The organism is Saccharomonospora iraqiensis subsp. paurometabolica YIM 90007 (assembly GCF_000231035.2).
In the GTDB taxonomy this organism is placed as follows: Bacteria; Actinomycetota; Actinomycetes; order Mycobacteriales; family Pseudonocardiaceae; genus Saccharomonospora; species Saccharomonospora paurometabolica.
The window spans coordinates 56578-71301 of the sequence record NZ_KI912264.1 but is presented as its reverse complement, the minus strand read 5'-3'; the positions used below and the strand labels follow the sequence as shown (position 1 = coordinate 71301).

Annotated in this window: 14 protein-coding genes; all 14 read left to right on the top strand. The window is 73.1% G+C overall.

Annotated elements, in window-relative coordinates; all coding sequences use genetic code 11:
- Positions 1–1006: molybdopterin-dependent oxidoreductase (locus tag SACPADRAFT_RS29675; RefSeq protein ID WP_040924819.1), on the top strand; the 1006-nt coding region annotated here is incomplete at its 5' end.
- 344 nt (positions 1007–1350) lie between these two features.
- On the top strand, positions 1351–2208 hold the full coding sequence (locus tag SACPADRAFT_RS0224080) for a redox-sensing transcriptional repressor Rex (RefSeq protein ID WP_007024525.1): 858 nt from the start codon (positions 1351–1353) through the stop codon (positions 2206–2208).
- Positions 2205–3554, top strand: coding sequence for a glutamyl-tRNA reductase (locus tag SACPADRAFT_RS0224075; RefSeq protein WP_007024524.1), 1350 nt, complete (start codon positions 2205–2207; stop codon positions 3552–3554). The genes SACPADRAFT_RS0224080 and SACPADRAFT_RS0224075 overlap by 4 nt, the downstream gene beginning before the upstream one ends.
- Entirely contained in the window at positions 3547–4488 is a 942-nt protein-coding gene (gene hemC / locus SACPADRAFT_RS0224070; protein WP_040924818.1) for a hydroxymethylbilane synthase, read from the top strand. The genes SACPADRAFT_RS0224075 and hemC overlap by 8 nt, the downstream gene beginning before the upstream one ends.
- A gap of 175 nt (positions 4489–4663) precedes the next feature.
- The gene (locus tag SACPADRAFT_RS0224065) at positions 4664–6199 is read left to right on the top strand and encodes a bifunctional uroporphyrinogen-III C-methyltransferase/uroporphyrinogen-III synthase (RefSeq protein WP_007024522.1); all 1536 of its coding nucleotides are present in this window, start codon (positions 4664–4666) and stop codon (positions 6197–6199) included.
- A 154-nt stretch (positions 6200–6353) separates the two neighbouring features.
- The gene (hemB, locus tag SACPADRAFT_RS0224060) at positions 6354–7325 is read left to right on the top strand and encodes a porphobilinogen synthase (RefSeq protein ID WP_007024521.1); all 972 of its coding nucleotides are present in this window, start codon (positions 6354–6356) and stop codon (positions 7323–7325) included.
- 11 nt (positions 7326–7336) lie between these two features.
- On the top strand, positions 7337–7852 hold the full coding sequence (locus SACPADRAFT_RS0224055; RefSeq protein WP_007024520.1) for a hypothetical protein: 516 nt from the start codon (positions 7337–7339) through the stop codon (positions 7850–7852).
- 107 nt (positions 7853–7959) lie between these two features.
- On the top strand, positions 7960–8337 hold the full coding sequence (locus SACPADRAFT_RS0224050) for a DUF3093 family protein (protein ID WP_007024519.1): 378 nt from the start codon (positions 7960–7962) through the stop codon (positions 8335–8337).
- Positions 8334–8666 (top strand): hypothetical protein, encoded by a 333-nt coding sequence (locus tag SACPADRAFT_RS29670; protein ID WP_007024518.1) that lies wholly within the window; start codon positions 8334–8336, stop codon positions 8664–8666. The genes SACPADRAFT_RS0224050 and SACPADRAFT_RS29670 overlap by 4 nt, the downstream gene beginning before the upstream one ends.
- A gap of 93 nt (positions 8667–8759) precedes the next feature.
- The gene (hemL, locus tag SACPADRAFT_RS0224040) at positions 8760–10064 is read left to right on the top strand and encodes a glutamate-1-semialdehyde 2,1-aminomutase (RefSeq protein ID WP_007024517.1); all 1305 of its coding nucleotides are present in this window, start codon (positions 8760–8762) and stop codon (positions 10062–10064) included.
- 113 nt (positions 10065–10177) lie between these two features.
- The gene (locus tag SACPADRAFT_RS0224035) at positions 10178–10786 is read left to right on the top strand and encodes a histidine phosphatase family protein (RefSeq protein ID WP_028662731.1); all 609 of its coding nucleotides are present in this window, start codon (positions 10178–10180) and stop codon (positions 10784–10786) included.
- Positions 10787–11268: 482 nt separating this feature from the next.
- Positions 11269–11847: a TlpA family protein disulfide reductase gene (locus SACPADRAFT_RS0224030; protein WP_007024515.1), complete on the top strand. Its 579-nt coding sequence runs from the start codon at positions 11269–11271 to the stop codon at positions 11845–11847.
- A gap of 309 nt (positions 11848–12156) precedes the next feature.
- Positions 12157–12930, top strand: coding sequence for a cytochrome c biogenesis CcdA family protein (locus SACPADRAFT_RS0224025; RefSeq protein WP_007024514.1), 774 nt, complete (start codon positions 12157–12159; stop codon positions 12928–12930).
- The gene (gene resB, locus SACPADRAFT_RS0224020; protein ID WP_007024513.1) at positions 12927–14555 is read left to right on the top strand and encodes a cytochrome c biogenesis protein ResB; all 1629 of its coding nucleotides are present in this window, start codon (positions 12927–12929) and stop codon (positions 14553–14555) included. The genes SACPADRAFT_RS0224025 and resB overlap by 4 nt, the downstream gene beginning before the upstream one ends.
- Positions 14556–14724: the final 169 nt, after the last annotated feature.

Below are 14724 nucleotides of genomic sequence, written 5' to 3'. Positions count from 1 at the left end.
CGTCGGCGGGGAACTGCTCGGCGACGGTGCCCGGGAGTCGCGCGCCGCGCTGGGCCGTATCCGACCGGACCGCCCCGCGCCGCCGTTGCCGCCGGGGGCGGACTTCCGGCGGCTGGGCACCCCGTCGTTCGTCACGCGCAACGACGCCTTCTACCGGATCGACACCGCCCTCGTGGTGCCCCGGGTCCGCCCCGCGGACTGGTCGTTGCGCATCCACGGCATGGTCGCCCGCGAACTCACCCTCACCTGGGACGACATCCGTGCGCGCGAGCTCGTGGAACGCCGGGTGACACTGTGCTGCGTGTCGAACCCGGTGGGCGGTCCGTACGTGTCGACGTCCGCGTTCACCGGCGTGCCGCTGGCCGACCTGCTCGCCGAGGCGGGGGTCCGGCCGGGTGCGCAGCAGCTGTTCTCCACGAGCGCGGACGGCTGGACCTGCGGCACCCCGATCGGCGCGGTCACCGACCGCGCACGCGGCGCCCTGCTCGCGGTCGGGATGAACCGGCGGCCGCTGCCGCTCGAGCACGGTTTCCCCGCCCGTCTCGTCGTCCCCGGCCTGTACGGGTACGTCTCCGCCACCAAGTGGGTCGTCGACCTGGAGGTCACCACCTGGGACGCGCGGAGCGCCTACTGGCGCGAACGGAACTGGGCCCGCGAGGCGCCGGTGAAGACGCAGTCGCGGGTCGACACGCCCCGGGAGGGCGCCGAGGTACCCGTCGGCACGGTCACCGCGGCGGGGGTGGCCTGGGCCCAGCCCACCGGGATCGACCGGGTGCAGGTGCGGCTGGACGACGGGCCGTGGGTCGACGCCGACCTCGCCGCGGACGTCAGCGACGACACATGGCGGATGTGGCGGGCCGACGTCCGGGTCCGCGCGCCCGGACAGCACCGGATCGCCTGCCGCGCCGTCGATGCGGCGGGCCGGGTGCAGACGGGCGAGCGCGCCCCGGTGCTGCCGGACGGCGCGACCGGATGGCACACGGTGTCGTTCACCGCGCGCCCGTGAGGGGCACCTACCCTGCGTCGAGCCCCGTGTGTGGGGCACACTCCCTGCGTCACACGCGGTGGATGTGCCCTGCACGGCAACAGCGTGCTCCCGGGGCGCGGAGTGCGATCCGGCGCACGTCGTCGGTCGGGCCGCACACCGACGTCGGTCGGTACGGTGGTGGACGGCTCGCCGTGGCCGGGCGAAGCCCCGGTGTGGCCTGCGTCAAAGCTGCGACCAGCTACTTTGTGCCCACGTTCACAAGTGGCTACCGTAGTGCCATTGCCGCGTGGGGTCGGGTATCGAACACCACCCGCCCCCGTGGGGTCAAGAGTGAATTTCTTCGTCGGCGACAGGAGACCAGCGTGGTGGCACAGCGCGGCCGGCGCAACGGGTCCTCGTCCGCCTCGGGACGGGGGCGGCGGGCACCGGACGCCGACAACGCGCCCACCGCGGAGATGCCCGCCGTGGAGACCGCCGACCCCGCTGACCCCGCCGACGCCGCGGGCACGGGTGCCGGGGGCGAGTTGCCCGTCAAGGCGGTGCCCGAGGCGGCCGTCGCGCGGCTCGCCGTGTACCTGCGGGTGCTCTCGACGCTGGCCGAACAGGGCTCGACCACCGTCTCCAGCGAGGAACTCTCCCACGCGGCCGGGGTGAACTCCGCGAAGCTGCGCAAGGACCTGTCCTACATCGGCTCCTACGGCACGCGCGGCGTCGGCTACGAGGTCGAGGTGCTCATCGGCCAGATCGAGCGGACGCTGGGGCTCACCCGCCAGCACCGGGTCGCCGTGGTGGGCATCGGCAACCTCGGGCACGCACTGGCCAACTACGGCGGCTTCCCGGGACGTGGCTTCCCGGTGGAGGCACTGTTCGACGTCGACCCCGATCTGATCGGGGTCCCGGTGGGCGGGCTCCCGGTCTCCGGGCTGGAGGAGATCCCGCAGGTATGTGCCGAGCGGGGCATCTCCATCGGGGTGATCGCCACGCCGTCCACGGCGGCGCAGTCGGTGTGCGACCGGCTCGTGGAGGGCGGGGTGCAGTGCATTCTCAACTTCGCCCCCGTGGTGTTGCAGGTGCCCGAACATGTCGAGGTGCGAAAGGTCGACCTGGCTGTGGAGTTACAGATCCTGTCCTTCCACGTGGCGCGCAGGGCGGACGGCGGGCCCGGTGCGGGCCGGGTCGCCGACGCCGAGGGGCTCGGAGGTGCGGTGATGTCGTCGTGAGTGTCCTCGCGATCGGGTTGTCCCACCGGACGGCCGACCTGGTGACGCTGGAGCGCGCCGCCGTGCCGGCCGCCGAGGTGGTCAAGGTCCTCGACGAGCTGCACCGCGCCGAGGACGTCTCCGAGGTCATGCTGCTGTCGACGTGCAACCGCATCGAGGTCTACGCGGTCGTGGAGACGTTCCACGGCGGCCTCGCCGACATCTCCGACGTGCTCGCCCGGCAGGCGGGCATGGAGCCCGGCGAGCTCTACGACACCTTCTACGTGCACTACGCCGGTGCCGCGGTGGAGCACATCTTCTCGGTCGCCTCCGGTCTCGACTCGATGGTCGTCGGTGAGACCCAGATCCTCGGGCAGGTGCGGTCCGCCTACGCCACCGCGCGCGAGGCGGGCACGGTCGGTCGCACCCTGCACGAGCTGATCCAGACGACGCTGCGGGTCGGCAAGCGCGTGCACACCGAGACGGGGCTCGACCAGCTCGGCGCCTCGGTGGTGTCCGAGGCGCTGGCCACCGCGGGCGAGCTGGCGGGCAGGCGTGCGCTGATCGTCGGCGCCGGGTCGATGGGGGCGCTGGCGGCCTCGCAGCTGCGCAAGGTCGGCATCGGTGACCTGGTGGTGGCCAACCGCACGGTGGAGAAGGCCGAACGGCTCGCGGACTCGGTCGCCGAGCAGGGCATCCTCGCCCGCGCGGTGTCGATGGGCGAGCTCACCACGGAACTGGCCCGTGCCGACGTGGTGGTCTCCTGCACCGGGGCGAAGGACTCGGTCCTCGGCGCGGAGCACTTCTCCGACCTCGACCGCGGCGGTGCCGCGGACACCCCGCTGGTGGTCTGCGACCTCGGGCTGCCGCGGGACGTCGAGCCGTCGGTGGGTGAGATCCCCGGGGTGTCGCTGGTGGATCTGGAGACGATCCGGCAGCGGATGGCCGACTCGGGGACGGCGACCACGGAGAAGCAGATCGCCCGCGCGGGCGGTCTGGTGCTCGACGAGGTGCGCGAGTACCTGGCCGGGCAGCGCAGCGCCGCCGTCACCCCGACGGTGACCGCCCTGCGCAAGCAGGCCGCCGAGGTCGTCGACTCCGAACTGCTGCGGCTCGACCGCCGCCGCCCCGACCTCGACGCCGACGTCCGCGACGAGGTGGGCCGCACGGTGCGACGGGTCGTGGACAAGCTCCTGCACGCGCCGACCGTGCGCGTGAAACAACTGGCCGCCGAACAGAAGGCGGGCACCGACTACGCCAACGCGCTGCGCGAGCTGTTCGGGCTCGACCCGCAGGCGCCGACCGCGGTGTCCACCCCGTCCGCGGCCCCCGAGACGAGTCGGATCGACGGTGACGAGAGTGGCTGACAGGACTATCCGGATCGGCACGCGCGGCAGCAAGCTCGCGATGGCGCAGACGGGCACGGTCGCGCAGCGGTTGACCGAGGCGGGACAGCACGTGGAGATCGTGCCCGTGTCGACGCCGGGTGACCGCTCGTCCGCCCCGATCGCGGAGATCGGGGTGGGGGTGTTCACCTCGGCGCTGCGCGACGCGCTCCTGCAGGGGGACGTCGACGTCGCCGTGCACTCCTACAAGGACCTGCCCACCGCCGCGGAGGAGGGCCTCACCCTGGCCGCGGTCCCGCCGCGGGAGGACCCGCGGGACGCGCTGATCGCCCGCGACGGGCACACCCTGGGCGAGCTGCCGCCCGGGGCGACCGTGGGCACCGGGTCGCCGCGCCGGATGGCGCAGCTGCGGGCGCTCGGACTCGGGCTGAACGTGGTGCCCATCCGGGGCAACATCGACACCCGGATCGGCAAGGTGACCTCGGGAGAGCTCGACGCGATCGTGCTCGCCCGGGCCGGGCTGGCCCGGGTCGGGCGGACCGACGAGATCACCGAGACGTTGGATCCGCGCCAGATGGTTCCCGCTCCCGCACAGGGGGCACTCGCGATCGAGACCCGTGTCGACGACGTGGACACCGAGCACCTGCTCCACTCGATCGTGCACGACGAGCGGACGCGGGTCGCCGTGACCGCCGAGCGTGCCGTGCTGGCCGCGCTGGAGGCCGGGTGCAGTGCCCCGGTGGGTGCGCTGGCCGACGTCGTGGAGGATCTGGACGACGCGGGGGCGGTCGTCGAGCGACTCTCGCTGCGCGGGGTGGCCGCCACCGAGGCCGAGGGCGATTCCGTGGAGATGCTCTCCGCGTCCGCGGTCGGGGAGACCGCCGACGCGGACGCGCTCGGGCGCTCGCTGGCCGCGGAGCTGCTCGACCTCGGCGCGGGCGCACTGTCGCACTGAGCCCGGAAACGGCGCGAAGACATCAGAGCCGCCGCTCGACGGCGGTGGAGAAAGGGCCGTCGCTTCGACGGCGGAAGAACCGAGCCGTCACGGACGGCGGAAGAACCGAGCCGTCACGGACGGCGGAAGAATCAAGCCGTCACGGACGGCGGACGGACGAGGAGAGACGACGTACATGACCCCCGCACGCAAGACCACGGGGCGCGTCGCCTTCGTGGGCTCGGGCCCCGGGGACGCCGGACTGTTGACGGTCCGTGCCCAGGAGCTGCTCGCGAAGGCCGACCTCGTGGTGACCGACCCGGACGTGCCCTCCGGTGTGCTCACCTACGCCGGTTCGGAGGCCGAGGTTCGCCCCGCCGTCGGTGAGCCCGGGGACGTCGCCAAGGACCTGACCTCGGAGGCCGAGGCGGGCAGGCTGGTCCTGCGCCTGACGGCCGGGGACCCGCTCACCCAGTCCGCCGTGGTGTCCGAGGTACACGCGGTCGCCCGCACCAACGCCGTGTACGACGTGGTCCCCGGGGTCTCGCCCGCCGCCGCCGTGCCCGCCTACGCCGGGGTCGCCCTCGGTGGCCAGCACACCGAGGTGGACCTGCGCGGTGAGGTCGACTGGGCCGGGCTGGCCGCCACGCCGGGCCCGGTGGTGCTGCACGCGACGTCGAGCCACCTCGCCGAGGCGGCGTCGGCGCTGGTCGAGCACGGCCTGTCGGCGCAGACGCCGGTCGCGGTCACCTCGAACGGCACCAGCAACACCCAGCGCACCGTGGAGACGACGCTGTCGTCGCTGGCCTCGGACGCCGGTGAGGTCGCGGGCCCGCTGGTGGTCACCGTCGGCGAGGCCGTCGGCGACCGGCAGAAGCTGTCCTGGTGGGAGTCCCGCGCCCTCTACGGGTGGAAGGTCCTCGTGCCGCGCACGAAGGAGCAGGCCGGGGACATGGCCGAACGGCTGCGCAGCCACGGCGCCGGCTCGCACGAGGTGCCGACCATCTCGGTGGAGCCGCCGCGCAGCCCCGCCCAGATGGAGCGCGCGGTGAAGGGCCTGGTCGACGGGCGCTACCAGTGGATCGTGTTCACCTCGACCAACGCGGTGCGCGCGGTGCTGGAGAAGTTCGCCGAGTTCGGGCTGGACGCGCGGGCGTTCTCCGGCGTCAAGATCGCCTGCGTGGGCGAGGCCACCGCGGAGAAGGTGCGTTCGTTCGGCATCTACCCGGAGCTCGTGCCCTCCGGGGAACAGTCCAGCGAGGGACTGCTGGAGGAGTTCCCGCCCTACGACGAGGTCCTCGACCCCGTCGACCGCGTGCTGCTGCCGCGCGCCGACATCGCCACCGAGACGCTCTCGGCGGGCCTGAAGGAGCGCGGCTGGGAGATCGACGACGTGACCGCGTACCGCACGGTGCGCGCCGCGCCGCCGCCCGCCGAGACCCGCGAGATGATCAAGACCGGCGGGTTCGACGCCGTGTGCTTCACGTCGTCGTCCACGGTGCGCAACCTGGTCGGCATCGCGGGCAAGCCGCACGCGCGCACGTTGGTGGCCTGCATCGGCCCGAAGACGGCGGAGACCGCCACCGAGTTCGGCCTGCGGGTGGACGTGCGCCCGGAACACCCGAACGCCGTGGAGCTGGTGGACGCCCTCGCCGAGCACGCCGCCAAACTCCGCGCCGAGGGCGCCCTCCCCCCACCCCGCAAGGCCAAGCGCACCCGCCGCTCCTCCTGACCCCGCGGGGCCGGGTTGTGCCGTGAGGGGCACATTCACTGCGTGTGATGCAGTGAATGTGCCCCTCACGGCGTCCTACGCAGGGAACGTGCCCTTCACGGCGACCTCGCCGGTGTGGGGGCGCACGGGTGGTGACGGGCGGTAGGGTGGCGGGGTGTTTCCCGAGCATCGGCCTCGTCGGTTGCGGGGTACGGCCGCCGTGCGGCGGCTGGTCTCCGAGACGACGCTGCGGCCGCGCCAGCTGATCTTCCCGATGTTCGTCGCCGAGGGCGCCGAGGCGCCGCGGCCGATCGACAGCATGCCCGGTGTCGTGCAGCACACGCGGGAGTCCCTGCGCAAGGCCGCCGTCGACGCCGTGCGCGCCGGGGTGGGCGGGCTGATGCTGTTCGGCGTGCCCGCCACCCGCGACGCGCGGGGGTCCGGCGCCACCGACGAGAACGGCATCCTCAACGTCGCCCTGCGTGATCTGCGGGCCGAACTCGGCGACGACACGGTGCTGATGGCCGACACCTGCCTCGACGAGTTCACCGACCACGGGCACTGCGGCGTGCTGGACGCCGCGGGCGGTGTGGACAACGACGCCACCCTCGACCGCTACGCCGACATGGCGCGCGCCCAGGCCGAGGCGGGCGCCCATATGCTCGGGCCGAGCGGGATGATGGACGGCCAGGTCGGTGTCCTGCGCCAAGCCCTGGACGACGCCGGGCGCACCGACGTCGGCATCCTCGCCTACTCCGCCAAGTACGCCAGCGCCTTCTACGGCCCGTTCCGGGAGGCGGTGGACTCGCAGCTGCAGGGCGACCGCAACACCTACCAGCAGGACCCGGCCAACGCCCGGGAGGCACTGCGCGAGGTGGAGCTCGACGTCGCCGAGGGCGCCGACGCGGTGATGATCAAACCGGCGATGACCTACCTCGACGTCGTCCGCGCGGTCGCGGAGAACTCCCCGGTTCCGGTCGCGGCGTACAACATCTCGGGCGAGTACTCGATGGTGGAGGCCGCCGCCGAGAAGGGCTGGATCGACCGCGAGCGCACCGTGCTGGAGACGCTGACGTCCATCCGGCGGGCGGGGGCCGACCTGGTCCTCACCTACTGGGCGGCTGAGGCCGCGGCCTGGCTCGACTAGAGTCTCCCGCCGTGACGGAACCACCCGAGTCGGACGACCAGCGCCGCAAGCGCGGCCTCCCACCCGAACCGGCCGTGCCCGGCGAGAAGCGGGACGACGCGGCCGTCCCCGGCCCGGTGACGGCCGGATTCTGGCTCTACGTCCTGGCCGGCCTCGTGCTGGTGGCCGCTGTCGTCCTCACCTTCCCGCAGCGGGAGAGCCTGGTCGACTCCCTTCTCGAGATGGACGTCGAGGGGCTGACCCGGGAGCAGGCCGAGGGGAGCGTGACCAACTTCCTGTGGCTGCTGCTCCTGGGGGCGCTCGCGCTGGCCGGGTTCACCTGGCTGTTCGCGTACAAGGCGCGGCAGGGCACCCGCTCGGCGCGCACCGTGCTGACCGTGCTCGCCGTCGTCTTCCTCCTCGTCGCGCTGCTGCTGCCCGGGCTGATGGCGATCGGCGCGGCATTCGCCGCGGCGCTCGCGACCATCCTGCTCCATCTGCCGAGCGTGGCCGACTACTTTCCGCAGGTGGGGAGGTCGCTGCACTGAGCACGCCGTGGGGCCGGCCCTCCGACGGCCGGGCGCACTACGCCGAGCAGGGCGCGAGCCTCCGCGCCCTGCTCTGGGGGCCGCTCTTCGCGCTCGGGGGCTGGCTCGTGGAGATCGGGAACGGCTTTCGCCCGCACACGGTGACCTGGCTGGTCGTCGCGGTCGGGCTGCTCGGTCTGACCTGGTTGTGGGTGTCGGCCCGCCGCCGTTTCCTCGCCGTCGCGGTCGACGACACCCACCTCCGCCAGGGCTCCGAGCGGCTCCCCCTCACCCGGATCACCGAGGTCGACGGGGAGAATGCCGACGCCACCGACCGGCGGGACACCGGGCGGGGCCGCGTCCTCGGGGGAGGCTTCGACGTGCCGCGTGGGTACGACGAGGTCCGGCTGCGGCTGGACGACGACACGACGGTGCGGGCCTGGGCACGGGACGGTGCCGCACTGCGTCGGGCGCTGCGGACGGCCGTGACAGACTCGACCCCGTGAGTGACGTCGCCCCACCCGCTGCCGCGTCGCACGGGCGTGCCACGGCCCGGTTGTACCACCCCGCCCGGCTGGTGGTGGCGGTGCTCGAGGTGCTCGCGGCCGGTGCCGCCGGGTGGATGGTCCCGCAGGCCTGGTCGCGGGCCTGGGGCACGGTCGTGTTCCACCTCGACGACGGCACCGAGCTGGTCTCCCGCACCGTCGCGGGCAACTGGGTGGGTCTCGCCGTCGCCCTGGCCACCGCCGCCGCGCTGCTCCTCGTGGACGCGGGCAGGCAGACCCTGCTGGGCACCCGGACGCGCCGACGGCGACGCGGCGGTCCCGACCGCTGACCCACGCCCCCGACGAGCGGCTGCCGCCGGGGCGGCCCGGCCGGGGCGCCATCCCGACGGGGTCTTTGCGAGACTGGAAACGTGAGTTCAGCAGTGGAGCAGTCGGTCGAGCAGTCCAAATCCTGGTTCGCACGCGCCGAGGCCGCCACGCCCGGCGGGGTGAACTCGCCGGTGCGGGCGTTCGCGTCGGTGGGTGGCACCCCGCGGTTCATGGTGCGGGCACAGGGGCCGCACCTGTGGGACGCCGACGGCCACCGCTACGTCGACCTGGTGTCGTCCTGGGGGCCGATGATCCTCGGCCACGCCCACCCCGAGGTGGTGCGCGCCACGCAGGAGGCGGCGGCGTCCGGGTTGTCCTTCGGCACCCCGACCACCGGCGAGGTGGAACTCGCCGAGGAGCTCATCCGCCGGGTCGAACCGGTGGAACAGGTGCGCCTGGTCAACTCGGGCACCGAGGCGACGATGAGCGCCATCCGGCTGGCGCGTGCGTTCACCGGCCGCAGCGGGGTCGTCAAGTTCGCGGGCTGCTACCACGGGCACGTCGACGCGCTGCTCGCCCAGGCCGGGTCCGGGGTGGCCACGCTCGGCCTGCCCACCTCGCCCGGCGTCACGGGCGCGCAGGCCTCGGACACGGTCGTGCTGCCGTACAACGACATCGAGGCCGTGAAGCGGTACTTCGCGGACAACCCCGACTCGGTCGCCGCCGTGATCACCGAGGCCGCGGCGGGCAACATGGGCGCCCTCGCCCCGCGGGACGGCTTCAACGCCGAGCTGCGCGAGATCGCCCACGCCCACGGGGCCCTGCTGGTCATGGACGAGGTGATGACCGGCTTCCGGGTGTCCGAGGCGGGCTGGTACGGCGTCGACGGCGTGGCCGGCGACCTCTACACGTTCGGCAAGGTGATGTCCGGCGGCCTGCCGGCCGCCGCGTTCGGCGGCCGGGCCGACGTCATGGCGAAGCTCGCCCCGAGCGGCCCCGTCTACCAGGCGGGCACCCTCGCCGGGAACCCGGTCGCCGTGGCGGCGGGACTGACCACGCTGCGTCTGGCCGACGCCGAGGTGTACCGCACGCTCGACGCCAACGCGCACCGGCTCGGCGGGCTGCTCAGCACCGCGCTGAGCGCCGAGGGCGTCGAGCACACCGTGTCCTACGCGGGCAACCTGCTCAGCGTCTACTTCACCGACCGGCCGGTGCACGACTACGAGAGCGCGGCGGCCTCGGCGACGTGGCGGTACAAGCCGTTCTTCCACGCCCTGCTGGACGCGGGCGTGTACCCGCCGCCGAGTGCGTTCGAGGCGTGGTTCGTCAACGCCGCCATGGACGACGCCGCCTTCGAGACCATCGAGGCGGCCCTGCCCGCCGCCGCCCGGGCCGCCGCCGCGGCCGAGAAGCCGTGACGGGGCCGGATCCGCGTGCACCGGAGGTGACCGAGGTCGGCACACCGGACGCCGGCGCGGACCCGGTCCCCGCGGCGCCCGGACGGCCCACCTCCGCGCGCACCGTCGTCCACCTGCTCCGGCACGGCGAGGTGTACAACCCGGAGGGCGTGCTGTACGGCCGGATGCCCGGCTACTCGCTCTCCGGGCGCGGTCGCGCGCAGGCCCTGACGGTGGCCGAGACGCTCGCGACGCACGCGCTGGTGCACGTGGTGGCCTCCCCGCTGGAGCGGGCGCAGGAGACTGCGGAGCCGGTCGCGGCGGCGCACCGGCTGCCGGTGACCACCGACGAGCGGCTGATCGAGGCGGACAACCGGTTCGAGGGCCTGCGGGTCGGGGTGGGCGACGGCGCGTTGCGGCAGCCGCGGCACTGGTCGAAGCTGCGCAACCCGTTCCTGCCGTCGTGGGGCGAGCCCTACACCGGGCTCGCGCACCGGATGCTCGGCGCGGTGCACACCGCCCGCGCGGCGGCGGAGGGCGCCGAGGCCCTGTGCGTGTCCCACCAGCTCCCGATCTGGACGCTGCGCCGGTTCCTGGAGGGCAGGCGCCTCTGGCACGACCCCAGACGGCGCCAGTGCTCCCTCGCGTCGCTGACGAGCCTCGTCTTCGACGGTGAGCACCTCACCGGGATCGTCTACAGCGAACCGGCGGGCACCACCGACCCCACGGTCACCGGCGCCTGACACCGCACCGGCGGACACGCACGGTCGACGGCCCGGCACTGTCGGGTCATCGCGTACTGCCGCGCTGTCACCGTTGGCACACAAGACTGTTACACGAGGCCCTTCTCCTCCCGGCCGACGCGACCCCGGCCGAGCTCGAACTGCACGACTCCGCCTTCAGCGGGGGCGTGGTCGTCGAGTTGTGACGCTGGTGACAGCGCCCGCTTCCGCGGCCGGTGCCCGGCCCGCCGTCGGTCACCGACCGTGCGGGTCCGGGTACCGGCCGTGCGGACGGGCGGACGGTCGGGCCCACCCCTGCCGGACCGGCCGGGCCACGGTGACGCACAGTGGAGGTGAGCGCGCCCGGCCGGTGGACCGGGCGCACCGCGCACACCGGAGCAGGGCGTAGGTGAGGTCGAATGTCGGTGGGGAGAGTTCCGTCCCGTCCCGGGCGGCGGGGGATCGGGCACGGCGCGACACCGTCCGGTCGGCGTGCGCGTCTGATGGCGGCGCTCGCGGTGGTCGTGCTGGCCGTCGCCGGGTGTGCCACCGGCGACGACGCGGTGGCCCGGGGAGGTGACTTCGAGTTCGTCTCGCCGGGTGGCAAGACCGACATCCACTACCCGGAGCACGAGCGGCAGCCGTTGCCGGAGGTCGCCGGGGAGGACCTGTTCGACCCGGACAACCGGATCGCCGCCGCGGACTACGAGGGGAAGGTCCTGCTGATCAACCTGTGGGGCCAGTGGTGCGGTCCCTGCCGCACCGAGGCCCCCGAGTTGCAGCGGCTCTACGAGGCGACGCGGGACCAGGGTGTGCAGCTGCTGGGCATCGACCTGCGGGACTACAACCGTGCGGCGCCGCAGGACTTCATGCGGGACCGCGGCCTGACCTACCCGTCGATCTACGACCCGTCCGGCCGCTCCCTGCTCAACCTGACCGGCTACCCGCGCAGCGTCGTCCCGTCCACGATCGTCGTGGACCGGCAGGGCCGCGTCGCCGCCATCTACCTCCGTGACGTCCTCGCCTCGGACCTGCGCCCTCTGGTCGACCGCCTCGCCGCCGAACCGACCCCGGACCCCTGACCCGCCCACCCTGCGAGTCGCCATCCCCCGCCCGCGAGTCGCCACCCCATGCCCGCGAGTTGACACCTCGCGCCCGCGAGTCGCCACTTCGTGCCCGCGAGTCGCCACTTCGTGCCCGCGAGTCGACACCTCGCGCCCGTGCTCGGACGCCCCGCGAGTCCTCACGGTGACGCGGGTCGTTCCCGCCACACCGTCGACGGCGTCGACGTGGTCGGTGCCCGACGTCCACGGCGTGTCCTGCGTCTCTTCGCCGTCGGGCCGAACCCACCGGCCGACTTCACACGAGTCGTATTCCCTACGCTGTGGCGCGTGGATGCGGTGACTGAGCTGGCGGTGTCCGGTCCGATCCTGGTTGCGGCCGGACTCGCCCTCCTGGCGGGCCTGATCTCGTTCGCCTCACCGTGCGTGGTCCCCCTCGTACCCGGGTACCTGGCCTACCTGTCCGCCCTGGTGGGCTCGGACGCTCCCGCCGTCCGGCCGGACGAGGAGCGCAAGCAGGGCCGGCGGGCGGTCGTGGGCGCGGCCGGACTCTTCGTACTCGGTTTCACCGTGGTGTTCACCCTCAGCGTCGGCGGTCTCGTCTGGGTCGCCGACACCCTTTGGGCCAATCAGGAGCTGCTGCAGCGTCTCGGCGGGGTTGTGATCATCGCGATGGGCCTGGTCTTCCTCGGCCTGTTCCCCGGGCTGCAGCGGGACACCCGCCCGCAGCACGTCCCCCGGACGGGGGTGTGGGGCGCCCCGGTGCTGGGGGCGGTGTTCGGCCTCGGTTGGACCCCGTGCATCGGGCCGACGCTGTCCGGCGTGCTCATGATCGCGAGCGCGAGCGGGGACGCCGCCGCCCGCGGCTTCCTGCTCGTGCTGATCTACTGCCTCGGCCTCGGCCTGCCGTTCGTGTTCCTGGCCGCCGGGGCGCGCTGGGCCGTACGCGCCACCGACTGGTTGCGCCGCAACGGCCGGACGGTGAAGCTCATCGGTGGCGTGATGCTGATCGGCGTCGGCACGCTGCTGGTGACCGGGCTGTGGATGGAGATGGTGGCCTGGATGCGGGACGCCTTCATCACGGACACGGAGCTGCCGCTGTGACCGACACCGCGACCCCGACATCGTCGGCCGACTCCCCGCGCCGGGGCCCCTCCCGGTGGCGGCGTGCCCTCGCGTTCGTCCGCAACACCTGGCGCGGCCTGCGGTCGATGCGCACGGCCCTGGTGCTGTTGTTCCTGCTCGCGCTGGCCGCGTTGCCGGGGGCCCTGCTTCCGCAACGGCAGCTCAACGCGGCCGCGACCGCCGAGTACATCGCCGAGCACGGCTGGTGGGGCAGGCTGCTCGACCGGCTGCAGTTCTTCGACGTCTACTCCAGCGTCTGGTTCTCGGCGATCTACCTGCTGCTGATGGTGTCGCTGGTCGGGTGCCTGCTGCCGCGGACCCTCGAATACCTGCGCGCGATGCGGGCCGGTCCGGTGCTCACGCCGAAGAACCTCGGGCGGTTGCCGCACCACGTGCGAGCGGAATCGGATGCCGCGCCCGCCGAGATCGTGGCCTCGGCCAGGAAGCGCCTGCGCGGCTGGCGGCTGGTCGAGCGCGCGGAGGCCCACGGCGTCCGCACGATCAGCGCGGAGAAGGGATACCTGCGCGAGACCGGCAACCTGATGTTCCACTTCGGGATGCTCGGGTTGATCGTGGCGTTCGGCCTCGGCGCGATGTACTCCTACGAGGGCCAGGTGATCGTGCACGCCGACGGCCAGGAGTTCTGCAACTCCGGCGCCTATGCCTACGACTCGTTCGACCCCGGGCTCCGCGTGGACGGCACCGAGCTCAACCGGTTCTGTGTGCGGGTCAACGACTTCGAGGCGGACTACACCGACGCGGGCCAGCCCATCGCGTACGAGGCCGACCTCGAGTACCAGTCGGGCGAGGACCTGGACGAGGGTACCTGGCGGCCGTACCACCTGGAGGTCAACGAACCCCTGCGTACCGCGGGGGACCGGGTCTACCTCCTCGGACACGGGTACGCGCCCACGTTCACCGTGACCTATCCGGACGGCGACGTCCGGACGAAGACGATCCAGTGGCGCCCGACCGACCAGACGACGCTGCTGTCCGAGGGCGCGACGAAGTTCGACCCGCCCGGGGTCACCGACCCCGAGAAGCGCCGGGAGAACCAACTGGCGATCACCGGCCTGTTCGCCCCGACCGCCTCGTTCCGCGGCGAGATCCTGAGCTCGTCCTTCCCCGAGCTGACCGACCCCGCGGTGGCCGTGGACGTGATGCGCGGGGAACTGGGCGTCGAGGCCGGGCGATCCGTGTCGATCTTCGAGATCGACCGGTCTCTGGTGGACAGCGGCAGGCTCGAACGGGTCGCCCGGGAGAACCTGCGCCTCGGGGAGGAACTCACCCTGGACGACGGCACCACGATCAGCTTCGACGGGGTGCGGGAGTGGGTGTCGTTGCAGGGTTCGCACGACCCCACCCAGGGCTGGGTGCTCGGCTTCGCGCTCGCGATGTTCCTCGGACTGGGCGCCTCGCTGGCGATCAAACGCCGCCGGTTCTGGATGCGGATCACACCCGCACGCGAGGACGATGATCTCCGACGTACAGTAGTAGAAATGGGCGGCCTGGCCAGGACCGATCAGGCCGGGTACGGCGAGGAGTTCACCGCGATCACCGGTGACCTGTTACATCGTGGACTCGAGGACGGGAAGGCACGCTGATGCCGGTCAACGAGACGTTGTCGCAGTACAGCGACTGGTCCTACGCCACGGCCGTCGTGGTGTACCTGCTGGCGATGGTGTTCGTCGGAGTCGAGCAGTCGGCCGGACGGCGGGGCCGGACGGCCGCCGCGGCGGGCCGGGACGCGGGGTCGTCGGAGGCGGGGTCGTC